15 protein-coding genes, 2 pseudogenes and 2 CRISPR repeat arrays (1 of these 19 cut by a window edge) are annotated in these 20,126 nt (G+C 53.3%); of the genes and pseudogenes, 6 read left to right on the forward strand and 11 right to left on the reverse strand.

Annotated features, from left to right (window positions below):
- A CRISPR array of direct repeats spans positions 1-2,278; the repeat unit is 37 nt; unit sequence GTTTCAATCCCGTTCTGGGTTTTCAGTCCGTCGCGAC; it begins 1,480 nt to the left of the window's first position.
- Between the two features lie 131 nt (positions 2,279-2,409).
- The 8 genes from cas2 to cas6 are packed head-to-tail and all read right to left on the reverse strand — an operon-like array spanning position 2,410 to position 11,158.
- The gene (gene cas2, locus AB7C87_RS07795) at positions 2,410-2,682 is read right to left on the reverse strand and encodes a CRISPR-associated endonuclease Cas2 (protein WP_369728859.1); all 273 of its coding nucleotides are present in this window, start codon (positions 2,680-2,682) and stop codon (positions 2,410-2,412) included.
- A gap of 2 nt (positions 2,683-2,684) precedes the next feature.
- The gene (gene cas1, locus AB7C87_RS07800) at positions 2,685-3,680 is read right to left on the reverse strand and encodes a CRISPR-associated endonuclease Cas1 (RefSeq protein ID WP_369728860.1); all 996 of its coding nucleotides are present in this window, start codon (positions 3,678-3,680) and stop codon (positions 2,685-2,687) included.
- Entirely contained in the window at positions 3,677-4,270 is a 594-nt protein-coding gene (gene cas4 / locus AB7C87_RS07805) for a CRISPR-associated protein Cas4 (RefSeq protein WP_369728861.1), read from the reverse strand. Before cas4 ends, cas1 begins: the two co-directional genes overlap by 4 nt.
- On the reverse strand, positions 4,267-6,165 hold the full coding sequence (gene cas3, locus AB7C87_RS07810) for a type I-D CRISPR-associated helicase Cas3' (protein ID WP_369728862.1): 1,899 nt from the start codon (positions 6,163-6,165) through the stop codon (positions 4,267-4,269). The genes cas4 and cas3 overlap by 4 nt, the downstream gene beginning before the upstream one ends.
- Positions 6,162-6,866, reverse strand: coding sequence for a hypothetical protein (locus AB7C87_RS07815; RefSeq protein ID WP_369728863.1), 705 nt, complete (start codon positions 6,864-6,866; stop codon positions 6,162-6,164). The genes cas3 and AB7C87_RS07815 overlap by 4 nt, the downstream gene beginning before the upstream one ends.
- Positions 6,859-7,800: a type I-D CRISPR-associated protein Cas7/Csc2 gene (cas7d, locus tag AB7C87_RS07820; protein WP_369728864.1), complete on the reverse strand. Its 942-nt coding sequence runs from the start codon at positions 7,798-7,800 to the stop codon at positions 6,859-6,861. Before cas7d ends, AB7C87_RS07815 begins: the two co-directional genes overlap by 8 nt.
- Positions 7,800-10,283: a hypothetical protein gene (locus tag AB7C87_RS07825; protein WP_369728865.1), complete on the reverse strand. Its 2,484-nt coding sequence runs from the start codon at positions 10,281-10,283 to the stop codon at positions 7,800-7,802. Before AB7C87_RS07825 ends, cas7d begins: the two co-directional genes overlap by 1 nt.
- Positions 10,280-11,158, reverse strand: coding sequence for a CRISPR system precrRNA processing endoribonuclease RAMP protein Cas6 (gene cas6 / locus AB7C87_RS07830; RefSeq protein WP_369728866.1), 879 nt, complete (start codon positions 11,156-11,158; stop codon positions 10,280-10,282). The genes AB7C87_RS07825 and cas6 overlap by 4 nt, the downstream gene beginning before the upstream one ends.
- A 135-nt stretch (positions 11,159-11,293) precedes the next feature.
- On the opposite strand from cas6, the gene csa3 reads away from it, so the two are divergent.
- Positions 11,294-11,956 (forward strand): CRISPR-associated CARF protein Csa3, encoded by a 663-nt coding sequence (gene csa3, locus AB7C87_RS07835; protein WP_369728867.1) that lies wholly within the window; start codon positions 11,294-11,296, stop codon positions 11,954-11,956.
- Between the two features lie 116 nt (positions 11,957-12,072).
- A CRISPR array of direct repeats spans positions 12,073-14,014; the repeat unit is 37 nt; unit sequence GTCGCAGTAGGGAGAAAACCCAGAACGGGATTGAAAC.
- Between the two features lie 429 nt (positions 14,015-14,443).
- Here csa3 and AB7C87_RS07840 read toward each other — a convergent pair.
- Positions 14,444-15,289 (reverse strand): HNH endonuclease, encoded by an 846-nt coding sequence (locus AB7C87_RS07840; protein WP_369728868.1) that lies wholly within the window; start codon positions 15,287-15,289, stop codon positions 14,444-14,446.
- A 939-nt stretch (positions 15,290-16,228) separates the two neighbouring features.
- On the opposite strand from AB7C87_RS07840, the gene AB7C87_RS07845 reads away from it, so the two are divergent.
- The 5 genes from AB7C87_RS07845 (at position 16,229) to AB7C87_RS07865 (ending at position 19,007) form a co-directional block, all read left to right on the forward strand.
- Positions 16,229-16,756, forward strand: coding sequence for a DUF7342 family protein (locus AB7C87_RS07845; protein ID WP_369728869.1), 528 nt, complete (start codon positions 16,229-16,231; stop codon positions 16,754-16,756).
- The gene (locus AB7C87_RS07850; protein WP_369728870.1) at positions 16,757-17,206 is read left to right on the forward strand and encodes a toxin-antitoxin system TumE family protein; all 450 of its coding nucleotides are present in this window, start codon (positions 16,757-16,759) and stop codon (positions 17,204-17,206) included.
- A 140-nt stretch (positions 17,207-17,346) separates the two neighbouring features.
- Entirely contained in the window at positions 17,347-17,910 is a 564-nt protein-coding gene (locus AB7C87_RS07855; protein WP_369728871.1) for a hypothetical protein, read from the forward strand.
- 91 nt (positions 17,911-18,001) lie between these two features.
- On the forward strand, positions 18,002-18,577 hold the full coding sequence (locus AB7C87_RS07860) for a DUF7342 family protein (RefSeq protein ID WP_369728872.1): 576 nt from the start codon (positions 18,002-18,004) through the stop codon (positions 18,575-18,577).
- Positions 18,570-19,007 carry a toxin-antitoxin system TumE family protein gene (locus AB7C87_RS07865; RefSeq protein WP_369728909.1) on the forward strand — a complete coding sequence of 146 codons (438 nt, stop codon included), beginning with the start codon at positions 18,570-18,572 and terminating at the stop codon, positions 19,005-19,007. The genes AB7C87_RS07860 and AB7C87_RS07865 overlap by 8 nt, the downstream gene beginning before the upstream one ends.
- A gap of 111 nt (positions 19,008-19,118) precedes the next feature.
- Here the strand turns inward: AB7C87_RS07865 and AB7C87_RS07870 are convergent.
- A pseudogene (locus AB7C87_RS07870) lies at positions 19,119-19,609 on the reverse strand (IS630 family transposase).
- Positions 19,610-19,783: 174 nt separating this feature from the next.
- Positions 19,784-20,039, reverse strand: a pseudogene (locus tag AB7C87_RS07875) (helix-turn-helix domain-containing protein); the annotation flags it as partial.
- Between the last annotated feature and the right edge of the window lie 87 nt (positions 20,040-20,126).

Below are 20,126 nucleotides of genomic sequence, written 5' to 3' on the forward strand. Positions count from 1 at the left end.
GTTCTGGGTTTTCAGTCCGTCGCGACAGAAGCACCACTAACGCGGCATCAACAATCATCGTTGTTTCAATCCCGTTCTGGGTTTTCAGTCCGTCGCGACCGCTTGAGTGGTCGGTTCCCATCGGCCATGCTGACCGGTTTCAATCCCGTTCTGGGTTTTCAGTCCGTCGCGACGTTGTCCCGAACAAAGTGGATCAGCGGTCGGGGTTTCAATCCCGTTCTGGGTTTTCAGTCCGTCGCGACTGACCTGATGGTCCGGATCTCGCGCAGTCATGCTTGTTTCAATCCCGTTCTGGGTTTTCAGTCCGTCGCGACCTTCGTCCTCGGGGACGCCGCCGGCGTTGAACCGGATGTTTCAATCCCGTTCTGGGTTTTCAGTCCGTCGCGACTTGAATAGTTGTTCGTCCGGCGGTCGCGTTCGGAGCGTTTCAATCCCGTTCTGGGTTTTCAGTCCGTCGCGACGATGATTCCAGTAGCCATCGGCGGGCTCGCTGTCGCGTTTCAATCCCGTTCTGGGTTTTCAGTCCGTCGCGACTCGTCGTCGCGTCGATCTCGAAGACGTTAGTCATCGTGTTTCAATCCCGTTCTGGGTTTTCAGTCCGTCGCGACCATCGCGGCATCGAGGTGGTCGGGCGATCGACCGAGGTTTCAATCCCGTTCTGGGTTTTCAGTCCGTCGCGACCGGGCGAAAATGGGGACGGGTACTTTCACCGAAACGTTTCAATCCCGTTCTGGGTTTTCAGTCCGTCGCGACCGAATCTTCAGGGAAAACATAATCAGTCATTAGTCGTTTCAATCCCGTTCTGGGTTTTCAGTCCGTCGCGACAAATCAAAGTGGAATCTACCTCGTGGCCATCAAATCGGTTTCAATCCCGTTCTGGGTTTTCAGTCCGTCGCGACTTCCCGTCATCGGATGGCGGTCATCCGAGAGGTCGATGTTTCAATCCCGTTCTGGGTTTTCAGTCCGTCGCGACAAGTTCGTCGTTCATGGTCCTCTCGAAATTGTTGCGTTTCAATCCCGTTCTGGGTTTTCAGTCCGTCGCGACTCTTGCTTCGTCTCGTGCGGTACTGTCTCGTGACTGTTTCAATCCCGTTCTGGGTTTTCAGTCCGTCGCGACCGTCGAGCTACTCGATAGCGAAACGGTCGCCGGCGTTTCAATCCCGTTCTGGGTTTTCAGTCCGTCGCGACGTGCAATCATGATATTGTCACTGTCGTAAGCAACAGGTTTCAATCCCGTTCTGGGTTTTCAGTCCGTCGCGACCTCCTCGAGTTTTTTATCGCAGTCTTCGCACACTGCGTTTCAATCCCGTTCTGGGTTTTCAGTCCGTCGCGACCGAACCAGTCGTCGTCGATCTCGAGCGTGGGTTGCCGTTTCAATCCCGTTCTGGGTTTTCAGTCCGTCGCGACATTTTACTTCACCGTCTTCAGTCCCAACGTAAACAAGTTTCAATCCCGTTCTGGGTTTTCAGTCCGTCGCGACGAGACTGGAGGGCCGTACGTCCTCTACGTCATCGAGGTTTCAATCCCGTTCTGGGTTTTCAGTCCGTCGCGACGATTGCTGTTGGGCTCTGATGCTTGGCTCATGGTGTGTTTCAATCCCGTTCTGGGTTTTCAGTCCGTCGCGACCGTGTCCCCGGTCGTTCGCTGACTCTGTCGGAACGTGTTTCAATCCCGTTCTGGGTTTTCAGTCCGTCGCGACCCGACCGGGGTTAGTCGCGCTTCCAGACGGTTTGTTTCAATCCCGTTCTGGGTTTTCAGTCCGTCGCGACGAGTGTTTCGAAACGGTGCCCGTCAGGTCTTTTATATGTTTCAATCCCGTTCTGGGTTTTCAGTCCGTCGCGACCAGCGGCCAGCGCGGCCGGTAGCCCCGTATTACCCTGTTTCAATCCCGTTCTGGGTTTTCAGTCCGTCGCGACGAGCGAGACGCCGCGGTCGTCAGCGATCCGATGGATGTTTCAATCCCGTTCTGGGTTTTCAGTCCGTCGCGACAAAGGTGCGTCACGCGATGTTTTCCGCTCATGCCGGGGTTTCAATCCCGTTCTGGGTTTTCAGTCCGTCGCGACCGACTGGGACGCAGATGATCTTCAGGAATACATGGAGTTTCAATCCCGTTCTGGGTTTTCAGTCCGTCGCGACTAGATCAGCATTCCGTTGAACTTGCGGATTTTGAAGTTTCAATCCCGTTCTGGGTTTTCAGTCCGTCGCGACACGGAGGACAAAATGACTGACGACAACGACGTTGTTTCAATCCCGTTCTGGGTTTTCAGTCCGTCGCGACAGGGGGTAATCATTCGGCTATAGGCCTAATAAGCGTTTCTCGACGGCTGAATCTCGTTACTGCTGTCGTCGACTATGGCTGTACACGCAATTTATAAAGGTTGATGAAACCGGGGGCAAAACTACACGACTTCAGATGACGTTCGATTGCTCTCCAGACTGTGAAGCGCCGATATCCTCGATTGCGTCAACACAAGAATCACACAGACGGTAGATACGAATACGATCGCCGTCGGATGGATCGATATGTGACTCGAGTTCGTCCTCCAGCTCAACCCGGTCAGTTTTTGAGATTTCCAGCTCAAAGACGCTGTACTGTTTCCACGCCCCATAGCGTTCGAGCGTACGGTACACTCGACGCCGGTTCGAATCGTCGCTGACATCGTAGGTGATTGCGAGACGCATGGTTATCTGTCGAACGTAAGTGCGTGATACCCGTCCATTTCTCCTGTAATTGCCTTCCGGAGGAGAATCGACTGCTGCCGGACGGCCTTTCGACGCGTAACCGTGTACTCAAAGTGGGGATGGGTGAACTCCTCTTGCATGTATTCGTCGAACTTCGAGAGGTACGTCTTGAACGCGTCGTCGCACAGCCGGTTGTCCTTTCGGAAGTCATCGTGGGTCACAACGCCTCGGTTGACAAGTCGCGTAACGAACGCGTCACAGAAGATCGGGCGGAACTCTTCTTGGAGGTCGAGTGCAAGCGATGGACGACCGTGGCGGTCTGCGTGCATGACTCCCAGAAACGGATCGAGGTTGTACTGACGCAACGCGGCCAGCACCTCGTTTTTCATGAAGACGTAGGTCAGCGACAACAACGAGTTGATGTGATCCTCTGGTGGTCGCTTCGTTCGTTTCTCGAACGTCCACCCATCGATCAGTGTCTCGTCGAGTCTTGCGAAGTACCGTTCGGCCGCTTCGCCTTCGGTCCCACGGAGGTCGTCCTTATTCTGGGCGCTTCCGACACGAATACCGAGGTCTTTCAGCACGTCTGTTCCATGGACCCCCTTCCGCGAGAGCAAGGTCCGAGCGTTCCGGACTTTGCCCGCAATCATCGCCTTCGCAATTTCGAGTTCCTCCTCACTCGAGAGTGCGTATTGAGCTCGTCTGACCTCCGCAATCGTGTTCTTCTCTGGAACGAAGCTGCCACGATATTTCCCGTGTTGGGTAAAGTAGTTGAGGACAATTCCGTGTTCGTTGGCCTTCGCGACGAACGGCGTCGAGAAGTTTACCCCACCGAAGACGTTGATCGTGTCGATCTTTTCCATCGGGCGTGAGGCAAGTTCCCCCTCGTCGCCGTCGACGTCCCAGACGATAATCCGGCCGCCGTCGACGCGAATCTGTGCACCTTGCCTCGTGACGAAAAGGACGGCCTCGTCGTACATTCCTTCGGATTCTTTCATACCTGATCCTCCCAGCCCGTCCCGGCGACCTTGTCCGGTTCGAGCCGAGCGGTTTCTGCGGGCATACAGTACTCTCTGGCGGAACAGGCCTCGCACTTTGTGGGGTTATCTGTGAACGGGGGAATTGAATCGGCAGACATCGACTTGATTTCCGCAATTTGTTCGCGGACCGTCTCCCGGTGATCTTCTGTAATCGGAATGTGCATTCGTTGATCCGTCTCGTAGAGATATATCGCACCCTCTCGAACAGACTTGTCCAAGTGATCCTCGAGAAGCATACAGTAGCCCGCGAGTTGCATTTCGTCGCTTTTGTAATAGTCTCCACTCTCAGCTCGCTTTCGTTCGACTGGCACGACACGGTCGTCTTCGAGATCGAGAATGTCGATTTTCCCCTTCAGGCCGACAGTTTCGGATTCGAGGTAGAGTTCGTTCAACCAGTCGCCTCGAGTAGACTGATTCTCGTGTTTCGTTTTTCCCTCGATCCGCTCGTAGTTTCTCCCCTGGGTATCGAAGAAATGAAGATACCAGTACCGACGTGCACAATATGAGTACTGGTTCAGGTCAGATACATTGATCAATTCATCAGTCATCTTGATCGAGGCCGGGTGTCAATCACTGGTGGGCCGTTACTTTCGTTTTCGATATCGATTTCGTACTCGGAAGTGGTAATCCGACTTGGAACGACAGCGTCAACGATACGGATAATCTGAAAGAACCGATGTAAGAGGTCCTCACTAACCTCGAACGCGCTGTTGAGGGCCGCTTGATCGATCCGGCGATGTATCTTCGTCTGGAGGAGGTCCTCGATTTCGTACGTTGGTTTGTCGTACTGTGTCGGTTCTGACTCGTATTCAGGTAGTCGAGCTGTTACTACTGAGAACGCATTGTCCCCGCTTGGTTTCAAAATGAGAACATCATCGTCTTCTATTCGATCGATGTCGTAATTTCGCAGTGTTGTTGTCAGACCGTACGTTGTCAGTCCTAAACGATCGCCACGTGGGTACTTGACCGATGCTGACAACGATTGTCCACGAAGGCCCCGAAAGACCTCGAAACAGGAGCGTGTAAAGCGCAACAGCTTCGCTTCTTTATCCGCATTTTGATACTTCCCAGGACCGAATCCATCCTTTATTTCGTCGATTTCATCGTCGACCGTTGCAATAAACCCTCGCCATTGACTGTACTTCTCGATGTTTGATTCGAAATCCTCACGGAGTTCCTGGTTGAACCATCCCCAATCATCCTCTCGAACAGCAATTGCGTACGCAGCGCGAAACCCAACGAGGTCCGAAAGCCATCCATGATCCATCTCTGATGGATCGAATCCGTCGTAGATTTGCCCCGCAAACGTTGGAAAGTCGACATCGTCTCCCCAGGGTCCCTGTCCAAGGCCGTATACGTGAACCGTTGCCTCGGATTGGCGACCAGCACGCCCGAACCGTTGCAGAAATGCACTTGCGTCGAATGGCTTTTCCATGTACAGAGTCGTCACGTCGTAGTCCAGTCCAACCTCACCCTTGCTCGTTGTATTGAGGATATAGAAGTCCGTGTCGTCTAGGTTCGCTTGCTCATCGTTCGTGTCGAACCCGTTGTCCTTTGCGACGTGTTCGAATACCCGTGGATATTCGGTATGCAGGAACTCGTGGAAATCGTTGCTATCCTTTGCACTGTTGAACACGATAACAGTGTGTGGTTCGTCGTAGCTGTCGACTGAATCGAGTTCTTCCTGTAACGCAGTGGCAATCTCGTTTCGTTGTTCGATGATTCGCCGATCTTCGTGTCTAATGACGTCTACCGACTGACGGAACTGGTCACCGTCGTCAACGTACTCCGCATCGATGTCGTGGACAGTCAACCCAATCCGTTCCTCGAGAAACTCCACGAAGTCTTCGTTTGGAGTCGCTGATGCCAGCACGATCTTCGGATCGGGCTGACGTTCCTCGAGTATCTTTATTTGGAGCAGTAATCCACTCGCAGCGAGAGCGTCATAGAAGTGGAACTCGTCGTAGACGATCCCATCGAAGAAGTTGAAAAAGCGCATAACGTCACCACCACGGTACATCGCCTGGACTGCGGCCTGGAGAATGTCAGGGTTGGTGAGTACGACGTCGTGATCCGAGACATATCTGTTTACGAACGCAAGAAGGTTTTCCGTCCGCTCGTGCCCGTGTCCCTCCAGAGAGTTTCCGTTGAGAACTGCAGTATCGATCTCCTCTTTCTCGAATCGGTCGCGTTGCTGGCGCAACAGTGCATTCGTCGGATAGACCAGCAACGTCATGTTTCGTGATTCGATGAGTTCGTAGAAGGTTGCTGTCTTTCCTGCACCAGTGGGTGCGCGAATAACAGAGACCGATTCAGTCCCGTCCTCGATCCACTCGATGACTCGGTTCTGGAAGGCCCGAGCCTGATCGAACCCTTGTTGTTTGAGTGGTTCCTTTGGGGGCTCTGTTGCGAGAGATGCACTTCCGACGGTGAATTGGTTCATCCGAGTACCTCCGGAAGGATACGGTCACGAACGAACTCGGGATCCGCCCCAACGAAGTGCTGTAACCGTGGATCATTCCCCCGCTCGAACGATTGGCTCTGCTCCATCAATGCTGCAAGCAGTTCGTCCGATAGCTCATACACTTCTGAGAGGAGATATTTGTTCAGAACGAGTGTCTCGAGTTCAGCGGTCGCTGCTCGAAATTCTCCAGTTTGTTTGATCCCCATCCGGAAAAACGGTCGATGAGGGAGTTCCTCTTCACTCCAGACCGTGAATTCGAACTTCGATCCAGGCGAGATTCCAACGTAGTTCCGAATCGTTTGATACGCTGCTCCCGAGTCCTCTAAGATCGAAGGAATAGACTTCGTACCAGCGATCTGGTCTGCGAGGTCCGTATCATTGGTCGTGAAATGTCGCTCGGAACGGTAATCCGTACTCCGAAACGTCCGCTCGTCGGTCTGGACGGCAATCGGACGCATATCCGTGACGAAAAACGGTGCTTCTTTGAGGTGGGAGTAATCAGCCGACGTGGCGTCATTCCCGAACTCCGCATAACGTTTTTCCATTCCGAAGTATCGATAGCCGAGAGCGTGCATCAACGCTGTCGAAGAGAGCATTGGCTGAGTCCGAATCGCACGCCCCTCCGAACTCGAGTAGAAGAGCGGGGCATACAGCGTCGCCTCGAACGTCTGTTCAATCATCACCGAGTAACTCGCCTTTCGCGTCCTCGATCAGGCTCGTAAACTCATCTCGCAACACGTCATCGGCATCGTCTGCCTTTCGAGAGGCGACTGCAACCAATCGATCGAACCACTCTGGTGCGTCATCAGCACCGTCAAACTCACCGTAGACATCCCAGTCCGAGCGCCGCACGCTATCGACGTACGTACCGATACTGTCCTCGAGGGCTGCCTCTTCGCTATGGTACTCCATGAGGAGTTCACCGGTGGACAGCGACGTATCGTGGTTGCCGAGCACGATCCCGAGTACAGTATTCCGAACGTTTCGGCCGGTTCGCGTCTCGCGTGCCCCATACTTTCCGGTGTTCAGAACGTTGTGAAGGGCGTATAACAACATGGGGCCGGTCGCTGCCTCCAGTGTGATGAAGTGGACCAGATCGTTACCCGGTTGTACCTTAACGAAGTCGAAGAGGGCTTCGGACTGGTTGTCGTCAGCGTCACGCATGGTCCCGGACTCGTAGACGGCATTTCGGGTTTCCTTATTCATCAGATCGTACTCCTCGGTCGTATACGTATACCCTTCCACCACTCGAGACTTGATCGCGAAGTCTTGATCACCCGTCCCTGCGAGACCATACGTGATCGTTCCGACGTTTAGTGACTTCTCGAGGTCGACTGGTTCGTTATACGCGTACTCTTCGTGAACGAATTCGTCGTCCAATTCCCGCAACAGATCTAGTCCGGTGAGTCGCTCTTTGCTGGTGAACTTCTCACCGTTGACCTGCGCGTGGAGTTTTTCGCCGAACTCCTGCGTTTCTGCACGGTCATGGTTGGAGTTGCGGAACAGCGTCGGTTCGGTTACGTCACGCTTCACAACGAGGGTGACGGACGGTTTGCGTTTGCGGTAGATTCCGAACGATTCAACGAGGCCTTTGTCTGGATAGTCGAGCGTCATTATTGGTTTTGAAGTGTTTGGTCGTATGCGTAGTAGTACGAGTTGACGAGTGCGTCTTCCCAATCCGAGAGTTTCTTCAGATTGTAGAGGTCGTTTTCGACGAGATACGAACGGATCGCCTCGACGAACGCCTCCGCTTGGTCGGTCGTCGCATGCCCAGCGTAGTCTTCACGATCGGCTGCAGCGTACACCTGGCTCTCGACGTATTCGACGAGTTCGTCGTCAGCCATCTGTTGGCTCTTTCCGCTAAGGAAGGCGTCGAGTGCCTCTCGGAACACTTTCGTCTTCTTGTACTTGCTGTTGTATTGTGGGCCAAACAGGTCAATTCCCCGTTCAGCGACGGTTTTCATGTCCATAAGTGCATTTTGATGGTAATTTTCGAAGTACTCCCGCAAGTCCGGGAGTCTGGTTGCGTTGTCGTGGTTGACAACTGCAAAGTCTGCGATACTGTGGAAGGTGTCACGGTCGAGATGGAGGTAGGAGTTGCTCAGGTTCGCGTCCTGCCCGACCATACTCATGATTTTGAATAGTTGAAGTGCACGTCTGAGGTGCGAGTCCGTTCGGTCTTCCGTGACGAACGACGGCATCGGTCCGAATCGTTCTGCTTCGTCGAGGTTGAGGAGTTCTTGTGGTCGGGTGGCCTCCTCATCAGCAAAGACCGTATCCGCGCTCTCGAAGCGCGTGAACGGTCGTCCGATGACCACCTTCATCCCAGATTCCTGGGCAGATTGCATCAATTGTCGAACAATAGTCATCCGGTGATTTTCATCACTCATATGCTGATGATCTCCAAATTTGAAGGGCTGAATATAGTATTGCGGCTCAAATAGACTTGCAGTCGTGTGCCGGTCACTCAAGTCCACATTCTCACCAATCGGCATTCCAGCACGTTCACTCCGAAGACGAAGGTCGCCTAAGAAGTCGTCAAAATAATAGTATGCAATTTGCAGGCCTAAGTTTCGGCTCCCTGGACGACCTCGATTCAAATTCAAGCCGTTTTGAGTGCAAATATCAAACAAAAGACTGTATTCGAGATTACAAACACTACAAATCGATTTTGGACTACCATGCGGTGTTAGTCGACGAGAATAACCCTGAGCTTGATAAATGGTTTCGTGACCCTTCTTATATTCATTCTCAGCTTTTGATCCACAAATGAAGCACATCTCACTCTTATCAGGAATTTTATTCGGTTTCAAATTCCCAAATGATCGTTTTACGACAGCACTGATAGCATCTGTCTCTGGCTCTAGATCATTCTGGAAATCCTTTCTTAGTTCCTCATCTAATGCCTCAAAATCCTCACTATATTCTTCGTGCTTGTCACACAGATGGGCTAAAAACTCAATCTTTATCAGTTGTGCTTTACGCTGTTTTGAACCATCAATGGAATCATAGACCTCCAGATAAGCATCTGTGAGTTTATCAGTTGGATATTCTTTCATTCCCAGATCATATATTGCTTTGATCAGAATAGGGAGTATTTCTGCGAAATTAGGTGGGATAGACTCAAATCCGTCATCACGTCCTGAACCAGATAGAAGAAGCTCCTTTGCTTGTTTTCTTATCTGATCTTCCTTGTGTTCAACTGGCATTTCAATTTCGCTAAGAATATCATATTCAAACGCGTTCCAACCCAATTTACATTCAAAGTCGAAATTGTGGCTTATTCTTTCAGGAAGGTGTTCCATCACATTGTCTTTTAAAAGATCTCGTCTAATCGAATCCCCGAGATAGACAATTGAGTCAGATGTGCTTCCTACGACAACGCCATACGTATCGCCGTCTATTTCTCCGGAAATTATTTCCTTCACCGTACCAAGAAGGACATCATTCAAAATCGGCTGCTCGAGTTGCGTGAATTCGATTTTGTGAACGTTGTCCGAATCCATCAAGGTGCACATCTGGTCATAGACTCCGTCGACTCCATCTCGTAGCGCAACAGAGGCTGTACTATCACCGATTCGGCAATACCGTTCAAGTCCCCGGAATGATGAGTTGATCCCACGCGTTCCAGAGCTGTCCTCTGTACTTTCCGTTCGTTGGACGAGGTACTGGAGATCGTCCCGGTACCCTTCGCCGAGGAACGCTTCAATTCCGAACGGGTCTCCTTCGCGCTGGTCACCATCCTCGTCCGGTTCAGGGTCAAAGTACCAGTCAAACGCCTCGGCATTGTTTCCGTCGACGTCTATGCCGTAGGCTTCCTGTACAAACTTATTCGTATCGTGGAGCGCAAGCGCGGCTGCAAGAACCTGCACGTCCTCGCCGTAGTCTTCAAACAGGTCTTCGTTGGGGCCAACTGCTTCGTACACGAACGCGTTTACACCAATCGTGATCGCATTGAGGATGTGCGCCGCAAGTGAAGAGTTCGCAGTAGAATCTACTTTGGCATCGTACTTCCCCGCTGCATCGATAATATTCCCGTACAGATCAGTGCTTCCGACGATTGTCTCGTGAGCTTCTCGAGCAGCCTCAGGATTCATTGATCACCAACCTCCACAGTTACATTACCACACCCTCGAGCCACTGCACTTCCGACGCCAGAGTATTCGCCGAACAGTGCGAGTGCCGTCACTGCGTTTTCCACACTGTCACTTGCATCCTTGAAGGCATACTCACAACGCCCGGTGAAGCCTTGCCTGAAGATTGGACGTGGATTCCCGTCGTTTCCTTCAACGCGATTAACAAGGACGCTGTGTGTACGGTAGCTTGAGGCGTCCGGTTTCTCGATCACGGATGACGAAATCGTCTCCCGATCGATGTCGATTTCTAGATCCTCGGGTGCGGCCCGATTCCACTTTCCAAGGAGGCTCGAGAAAACAGCTTGCCTCGTGGGGAACATCGTGGTGACCGAACCAGCCTCTTCGATACACGTCGCTGTTCGAAAGTCGAACTCGAGCGTGGGGTCGTCGACGTCAGCTGCTTCGTCGAGGAGGTCCGCGTGAGAGGTATTCTCGCTCTCGAAGCGATCCACCCGTAACTCGCCGTGGCTCAGTCCGATGGATTCGCCCTCGAGCACGAGCGCGTTTACGAGCGCCTGAAAGACGTCGGTATCGTCAGGATGGACGATTCCGAGCGACAGGTCGTAGGTCTTGCCGGGGAGCAGCGTCTTGTGGTGTGATCTGTCGCTCTCGCCGAAGGGGCCCTGTAAGCCGCTGCAGTGGAGACTTCCCATCGGTGAGTCGTGTACGCTGGCGCCGATCTCGGCGTCGACGCCGGACAGCACAGACAGCAACGCCGAGTAGACGGAGTAGCCGTCGGACTGTGGAACGGGAAACCGGGTTTTGGGCGTGAGTGTGGCCGTTACCCGGCGAACCCGTGAAGTGGACTGAGCGTCCATCCCGTCGGTTGTTGCCATACGGAACGTTTGGAGGGGGGTCACTTAATATTGTTTGCCAGTAGACAAATATGTGCAGTTAAATGTTCTTCAGTGTGTAATACGGCATATTTCTGCATCGATAGGTATTTGCGTCTCGTACCTGTCACAGAACGCGTGCGAACGTACATTTCTCCGATCGGGTACGATACGCGGCGCGTAACCCGTCCAGTGGTCCAACAGGGACTTGGTCCCGACGATACGATGATCCTGTTGCGTCCGAGTACAGAATCAGACACCGAGCGAGCAATGCAGGCAGTTGCAGATGTTGAACAACTACTGCAAGAAATTGAACCGAGGGCAACCTGTTCGATCGAGCGTATATCGACGGAGACGTTCGAGTCGACGGTTCGTGACTGCTGTGCAGTCGTCACTGATGTTGACTCGGAACGCGAAGTGGTAGTCTCGCTCGGCGGTGGTCCACGGGATATCCTCCTCCCATTAACCATCGCAGCCCTCGTGTTGGTTCAGACGATCGATCAAGCACTGTTCTTCAGTGATCTGGATAGCACGGTCCAAGAATGGCGACTCCCCAATTTGACTACTACGATACCGAAGCGAGCGATAGATACGTTCGAATGTATTGTAGCAGCCGAAGACTGGCAAGTGCTCTCGTCGATTGCCGACGAGACCGACCAGTCGAAAAGTACGGTGATTAGACACGTGAACGACCTCGAGGACGCCGGTGTCGTCGAATCTGATACGACTGGGAAGGCCAAACAAGTTCGTGCTGTCTTCTCCGGTGAGTTGCTGTCGTTGGCCCAAAGGACTGGCCGCTAGCAGCGGCGTTCATCGACCATTTTAAACTCCTTGTACAGCCCCCGTTCACGAAGAGGGAGGACGTAATCAAAGCCGGAGAAACAATTATTGGCCTGCTCTTGGTATCTCCACCCCCTGTCGCAGTAGGGAGAAAACCCAGAACGGGATTGAAACAATCAATCCCCCGTGAGAACGAGGAAAGCGAGTACGAAGTCGCAGTAGGGAGAAAACCCAGAACGGGATTGAAACACGTCCGAGTAGAACACCAGCGACTCGAGCGCCGGTCGCAGTAGGGAGAAAACCCAGAACGGGATTGAAACGCCGAATGGGAGCATCCCCACGCGAATAAAATCGAAGTGTCGCAGTAGGGAGAAAACCCAGAACGGGATTGAAACTCGACCAGCCCTTTGTCTTCGAGATCGTCAAACCAGGTCGCAGTAGGGAGAAAACCCAGAACGGGATTGAAACGCGGACCTCCACCAAGTCCACCGCCAAGACTGCTGGGTCGCAGTAGGGAGAAAACCCAGAACGGGATTGAAACTCGTCGGTCTATCCACACATGCACCCGTCCCGACCGTCGCAGTAGGGAGAAAACCCAGAACGGGATTGAAACGACAGACGGCTGGGCAGTATCTCGGCAAGTACCTGAGCGGTCGCAGTAGGGAGAAAACCCAGAACGGGATTGAAACACGACTAACATGGGCGCGATTCGCGGGTTCGCGACGGTCGCAGTAGGGAGAAAACCCAGAACGGGATTGAAACTTCATGATGAGCTCTGACGATGGTCCTCGAGCCGAGTCGCAGTAGGGAGAAAACCCAGAACGGGATTGAAACATTCGATGACGGATACACAGCTCATAGACGGTTGCTGTCGCAGTAGGGAGAAAACCCAGAACGGGATTGAAACGATGGAAGCGAGACTATCAACCCGTTCGGGGATAGAGTCGCAGTAGGGAGAAAACCCAGAACGGGATTGAAACCAGCGTGCTCCTCGAGCACGGCGTTTTGGCTCTGCGGTCGCAGTAGGGAGAAAACCCAGAACGGGATTGAAACTTTGTAACACCAAGATCCAAGAGAGACTACCGGACCGTCGCAGTAGGGAGAAAACCCAGAACGGGATTGAAACTCGATCTGGATCTCGAGCTTCCGCGTGTCGGGGTTGGTCGCAGTAGGGAGAAAACCCAGAACGGGATTGAAACCACTGAGCACTCTGCACGGACATGACTCGCAAATTGTCGCAGTAGGGAGAAAACCCAGAACGGGATTGAAACGGTAAAGTGTCCCAGCGTATTCCTCGCGGCGTGAAGGTCGCAGTAGGGAGAAAACCCAGAACGGGATTGAAACATCGTCGGAGTGGCCGGCAGCGGTGCTCATTGTCACTGTCGCAGTAGGGAGAAAACCCAGAACGGGATTGAAACACGTATTTCTTCGAGTGGTTCTTGCACTGTTTATGGGGTCGCAGTAGGGAGAAAACCCAGAACGGGATTGAAACGACTGATCAACTCGAGAATCGACTGCATCGCCGAACCGTCGCAGTAGGGAGAAAACCCAGAACGGGATTGAAACCTCGAAACCCATGCCTGACGGCGACGATGACGTCAAGGTCGCAGTAGGGAGAAAACCCAGAACGGGATTGAAACGCGGTCAACTCGACCATGCCACTGTCGCGGTGGACGGTCGCAGTAGGGAGAAAACCCAGAACGGGATTGAAACAACGTCAACTTCGAGAGCATGGGTATCATGATCTTGTCGCAGTAGGGAGAAAACCCAGAACGGGATTGAAACGGAACTGATCGACCCGAACCCGCACCACCTCGAATGGGTCGCAGTAGGGAGAAAACCCAGAACGGGATTGAAACCTGTTTACGATCAATCTGACGCGGCACTATTGGCAACAGTCGCAGTAGGGAGAAAACCCAGAACGGGATTGAAACCTGTTTACGATCAATCTGACGCGGCACTATTGGCAACAGTCGCAGTAGGGAGAAAACCCAGAACGGGATTGAAACGAGTTGCCGACAAGATCGTTATAGAGGTCAGCGGTCGCAGTAGGGAGAAAACCCAGAACGGGGCTGAAACATACCTCGATGTAACGCGCTGTTACATACCGTAACAGCCGTTTTGCTGTATGAAAATCCCGAGATTTGCCGACGGGTGCGCCAGCCAATAAGGTGAGGAAGACAGCCAAGATGCCCTGTGATTGGTGTGGTCACTGAAAATAAATCTGTCACAGCCCGATCAACTTCACGCGGCCATTAGTCGTGGATTAGGTTCTTTTCTTCACCGACACCTGAAAGTTCTCGAGGACAAACTGCTGACCGACTAGAAGAGTATAGACCAAGAGTTGAGCCCGGGCTCTCGTCCTTACCAAGGACGCGTGAAATTCCGATCCTAAAATCAGACCCATTCGAGCTCCGCATTGTGAGCTCTGAGATACTTCGGGGAAACCGTGCTCTCGGGTAGTGAAATGAGATCACCAGCCCGATCGCAAATGGTCTCACGCAACAGCTAACTGCCCGTCTCAAACTGGGGATTCACTCGCAGATGGAACTCAGCATCGATCGTGAACAGCTTCCGATCGAATGCGGCATGATGGATCTTACTCAGCGGGAGTACATTCTGGAGATCAGCTCGATACTCTGGATAATCTGACCAAGGAAGGATGTGGGCAACATCTAACAAAGCTGGATGGTCTACATCAGAGATAGCACAGGTCTGATCGAACTGATAGAGCGCAGTCGCTCGGAACTCGGGATCTATTGCTCTGGCCTCTACTGTGGTGTCGTAGGTACCAGCCACCATTGGGTCCGACGCGACAGACTCATCCATCGTCGTTGAGCCTGCCCACGCCTCTACCGCATTGCCGGTGAACTGACGTCCCTCAGCTGACAGCGTGTACTGGTCTCCATCCTTCTGAACGATACCAAGACTATGGAGCCAATTAACCCGCTGTAGCGCCATATCGTCGTTTGACGGATCCCAACCGAGTTCGGGATGCGTATTGAGTTGTTGTCGACTCACATCGTCGATCGACATCGGCCCTACAGACAGCGCGTAGAGCAAGCTTCGAAGTCCGAGATTTCGTCGACACATGATCTCGAGGAGGGTTTCAGTTGATCGATTAGCGAAATACCGTTGGCCCTCAGGGCCAAGATCCCACTCATCGGCATGAACCTCGAGGAAGCCGACGTCCTCGAGATAGTCACACCGTCTCAAGATCGAATCCCGACTCGAGACCTGTTCAAACCGTCCTCGATGCCAGCCAACGAGTTCGTCCGTCGTTGGCTGTTGAGCGTTGACGTACTCGATGATTGCATCGAGTGTTTCGACGTAGCTTGTCGCTCCGCCAAACATCGGAACGATGCTTCGGAGTCGTTCAGACGACATTTCTAGATCTGCAGTATATTTCGAAGGACCTCACATCACTATTTGGGCAACCCCAAACTCGTCTTCGCGTTGTGTTTTGTGCGCCTGAACGGGTGCAGGCGCATCAGAGAACGTGTCTGCGTGAAAATCCAATGCTACAGCGAATGATACAGACTCCCGAACACGGAACGTCGACGTGTTTGAATCCAGTTTGTGAAAACCCAACGACGACGGTATACTGCTCGCCGGCATGTGCAATTTCGCATCAAGATCAGGTCCAACTCGAGATCACAGAGGCCCAGTCATGATGCTCGAGGTCCAGCAGACTCGAGGACACCACATTGTACTCGACGTCGACAAGGAGTTCTGCGAGACAGTTGTCTCGGCCTGTGAGCTTCGAGGAGAGTGGTTCGAAACACACGGTGACAAGGAGATCGGAAATCGACTGGACGCAATCGCGACGACCTGGATGGTTGGACGTCGACATGGGCGTGTCCACAGTCGAATTGCGTGGCTGGCTCTCGCTGCTGACGCCTGTGAGTGGTATGCTGAATTGCTTCAGAGAACTCGAGAAGAAGAACTTGCTCGGCGAGCGAAAGATGCCTGTCGACAGCTCAAGAGCACGCTTCGAGAGCATCGACGGATGAACGGTCGTAACTACGAACTCAGAACGAGAAGGTAGTGCCACCGTTTCGAACACTGACAGCGGAAACTCTCGATGAGCTCCGAGTTATCCCACTTAAAATTGTATTCTCTATAACTACCACCTATTATTAACCAACAAAAGATGATTCACCCAACGTTTGTTGGTTAACAACGTCGATTGAATACACCTGATTTGCGATATGGTCTCGGAACCACCCTCGACAACTCGAACATATTTGAAGGATCCAAAAATATATTGAGAGAGAAGACCTATAGATAGGTATGACCAGGTTCGATCCAGCACCCGATTCCGACGATACTCAGCGACGGTGGCAGACGGGAACAGACACGTTTGGTCGTATCTACGACATCGTCCTCGGGATAACGTCTCCGACTGCGTACACCGAGATTGCTGAGCTTGCGGACTGCTCTCCAAACGCCGCGAAAAAACACCTCGACCGCTTAGCGGAAATGGGTATCGCTCGAGCCGATAGAGACAGCCGGCCGGCTACATACGAACGAAACGAGGGATATCTTGAGTGGCAAGACGCCAGTCGAATCGCAACCAAGCTCTCCCTCGAAGAGATCATCGGCCGTGTAGAGGAGCTTGAAGCACAGCGGACGGAATACGAAGCGCGGTTCGAGACGGCAGACCCAACGGCTGTTAACGTGTTCGATCACGCTGATCACGAAGCGATCCACGAGCGGATGACTACAGTCAGTGAATGGCAGGGCGTGATTCGAGATATTCGACTGTATGAACTTGCACGCCAGCTTTCACAGAACGACGGCCATCTCATTCCGGCATAAATGAGCCAACCACCGGAGGATTCAGCGCCTCATTCAACAGGCCCACCGGATCGACAGACACTGCGTCTGCTGGAGCGACATTTTGCGTCGGATTCACTCGTCGCCGAGACTGCGTTCGACCCAGATCCCTACGAACCCCGACTGCTTACTGGATATCTCAACACTGAACAATATCCTGACTCGGTGACTGCGGCCCGACTCGACATCCGATGGTTCACAACTGGCGATTTCTCGGTCCACTACGTCGAAGAACAGGAGGATGAAGAACTCTGGGAGTGTCGCTGGGACCGGCACCCGAACACACATAACACCCGCTTGCACTTCCATGAGCCACCAACTGCCACCGAAGTCACTAATCTCGAACTCCCGTCACTCCATCCACTCGAAGTATACTCGACCGTCCTCACGGCAATAGAGCTACGCATAGAGAGACTGTGGTCCAACAGATAGTCGAGTTCAGCAGGCAACGCCACAACTCGCTCGGAACGCTCCCCTCGTTTCAAACGTGGGCCTCAAGAGCGGACGCTCGAAGTCGTTTTTTGTGCGCCTGAGAGGCTCGAGGCGCGACTCACTGTGCCTCGAGATCACTGATGAGTACGGATCAGCCACTGCAAAGCGAACCGCATCGGGACGACCAGACCACACAGACAGACAGAAGCGATCGGGACCGCAACTACCCAGGTGACGTTGCCCGCCTTCATGGACATGAACTCGTCGCCATTGACGAGTGGCTGCTCGGCACTGAGCCGTCACCATACGAGATTGACCTGACAGAGGGTCATGAATACCGGACACGCTACTGGCGTTGCAGAAAGTGTGGACAAGAATGCAACCGTCGAGACGAGTTCGCCAGCCCTTGTGACACCCCACAGCCACCGACTGCACTCAAGGCTGGCGGCTACTCGATCGACGAACCACGAACCCGTCGTGCACTCACCGAAGAGATGGACGTGCGATTCGGCCAACGAGGACCTGTCTACACCGTCGGCAGTGAGAGTGGAAGCACGTACGTAGTCGACGTCGAACAAGAGACGTGCACTTGCCCTGATTTCGAACAGCGCCACCCAGACGGGGGTTGCAAGCATCTCCGCCGTGTCGACCTCGAGATTCGGACTGGACTCGTTCCCACACCAGACGGGACGTTCGTTCAATAACGAAGAGAGACACAGTTGAAACAGAAATAATCCTGCCCGCCATAGATATATATCGCTACGACGGGTAGGCTGCAACACGGAGACCTCACGCATGGATCTCACAGATATCCCCGACGATGCGTACGGCAGCGACGAGCCACCGCCCGATCTCGATGGGCTAGAATCACCCGACTCGCTCCTCAAGGGTGGGCCGATTCGAGAGCGACTTCTCGATGTTGTCGTCGGGCTTCGCACGCCGACGAAGGTCTCGACGATCGCCGAGCGCGCCGATTGTGACACCGAGACAGCACGGGATTACTTGGAGTGGTTCGACGAGATGGGCATGGTCCACCGGCACGACGGCCGCCCGGTCCGCTACGAGCGCAACGATGCGTACTTCCGGTGGCGGCGCATCGACCATATCCGCACCGAATACGCTGAGCAAGACATCGTCGACGCACTCGCAGAGACCATCGAACAGATCGAAGAGTACAGAACGCAGTTCGATGCGAAGCACCCGGACGAGGTCTCGCTCGTCGAAGCGAACCAGAATTTGGGTATGTCAACAGAAGCGGCATGGGAAGCACTCTCCGAGTGGGAGACACTCGAACGGCGAGCAGCGCTCCTCGACGCTGCCCGCCGCGATGACCCGATCTCTGGCAGCAATCCACGACACATTGATGCCTGACGACACAGCTGAGCCACCGAGTCGAGGCCCTATCGATACGGAAATTCTTGACCGAGTCGCCGCCCATCTCGCCCGGAGCGAACGGTTCGCCGACATCCAGACACGACCGTCATACGCACCAAATCCGGTCGTCGCTAACTACGATCTCGGATACTTTCCAAGTGGCGTCACGCGTGCGTCCCTTCGGATCCGCTGGTTCGAGACTGACGACTTCAACGTCCACTACTCCGAACAATACCGAACAGACGACTCGTGGGAATGTCGATGGGACCGCCACCCGAATGATCATAATACCCGCGAGCATTTCCATCCGCCCCCAGATGCACCGACACCTGGAGGGGACGCTGACTATCCCGACGAATGGCGAGACGTACTCGCAACCGTTCTTACCCGTCTCGACGACCGGATCAAAGCGTTCTGGGACGAGTAACAATCTGGCGAGACCCAAGCGTTCGCACCGACAGTGTGTCGGCAGACTGTGCCCACCGAGAAACAGGAACGTCAACTGCAGTTGCTAATACTGACGTCACTATAGTCGGAATTAGAAATAATTGCTTACTTTTGGCGCAGAGATTCGATCAAGAGTTGTATCAATCGCTGTTGTGAGGTCGTTAAGTGAGTCAAAGAAACGGTTGCTAAGTGCTGCTTGGAGTTGTCTCCAGCACTCTTCGACGGGGTTTAGCTCTGGCGAGTACGCTGGTAATGTCACGAAGGCGAGGTCGTCACGGGCCGCCAGGTCCGTGACGGCCGACGCCCGAAAATACGGCGCTCATCCAACACAACAATTAAGTTATCTTCGAACTCTTTGCATAACGCGAGAATGAAATGTTTTGCGTGATCGGCGGTAACGTACTCTTCAAATCGAGAGAAAAAGTGATCACCGTCCTCGGTGATCGCGCCCAGAAGGCACGTCCAGTCGCGTTGTCCAGACAATTCAACGGATGGCCGCGTGTCGCGCGGAAACCACGCGGTATGCGGCTCGAATTGCACGGATTCCTTGGTTCGATCGATACAGAGAATTGTGGCGTTCATCTCCCACCTTTTAAGTTCTTCGCGGAACGTCTCTTACTCCTCAGCATCTGATTCGGCGGACAGGACGTGGTTTTTGAGAGCCCAAATCCCGCTTTGTTGAGCAACCGTTGGCAGCTCCGGATCGAGTACTCGACATCGTCCGTCTCACCGACATATTGCTGAACCTTGTTACTATTTTTCTGAGAGGTTCTGTTTTCTCCCAGACTGATGAGTATCAGTAACGGCCTGCTCGAGCGACCCGTCAGTGTCGAGTCGCTTGAACCAACTGTAGATTGTTTGTCGGCCGGTGTTGTGCCACTCGGCAAGTTCGGTCTGCGCGACACCGTTCTTGTACGTAATCGCCACTAACAGCCGTTGTGTCGGCTTTTCCCCCGGGGTTGGCGACTGCGTCGTGAGGTTCTTCGACGGAGGTTTCCTCGAGATGGCCCATTACAAACCGCAACAATCTATGGGTGGAAAATTATAATGATTGCTATCGTTTCAGCGATGTTGTCTCGGATCAGCAACACAACTGTCT

This window comes from Natrarchaeobius versutus (assembly GCF_041205745.1).
In the GTDB taxonomy this organism is placed as follows: Archaea; Halobacteriota; Halobacteria; order Halobacteriales; family Natrialbaceae; genus Natrarchaeobius; species Natrarchaeobius versutus.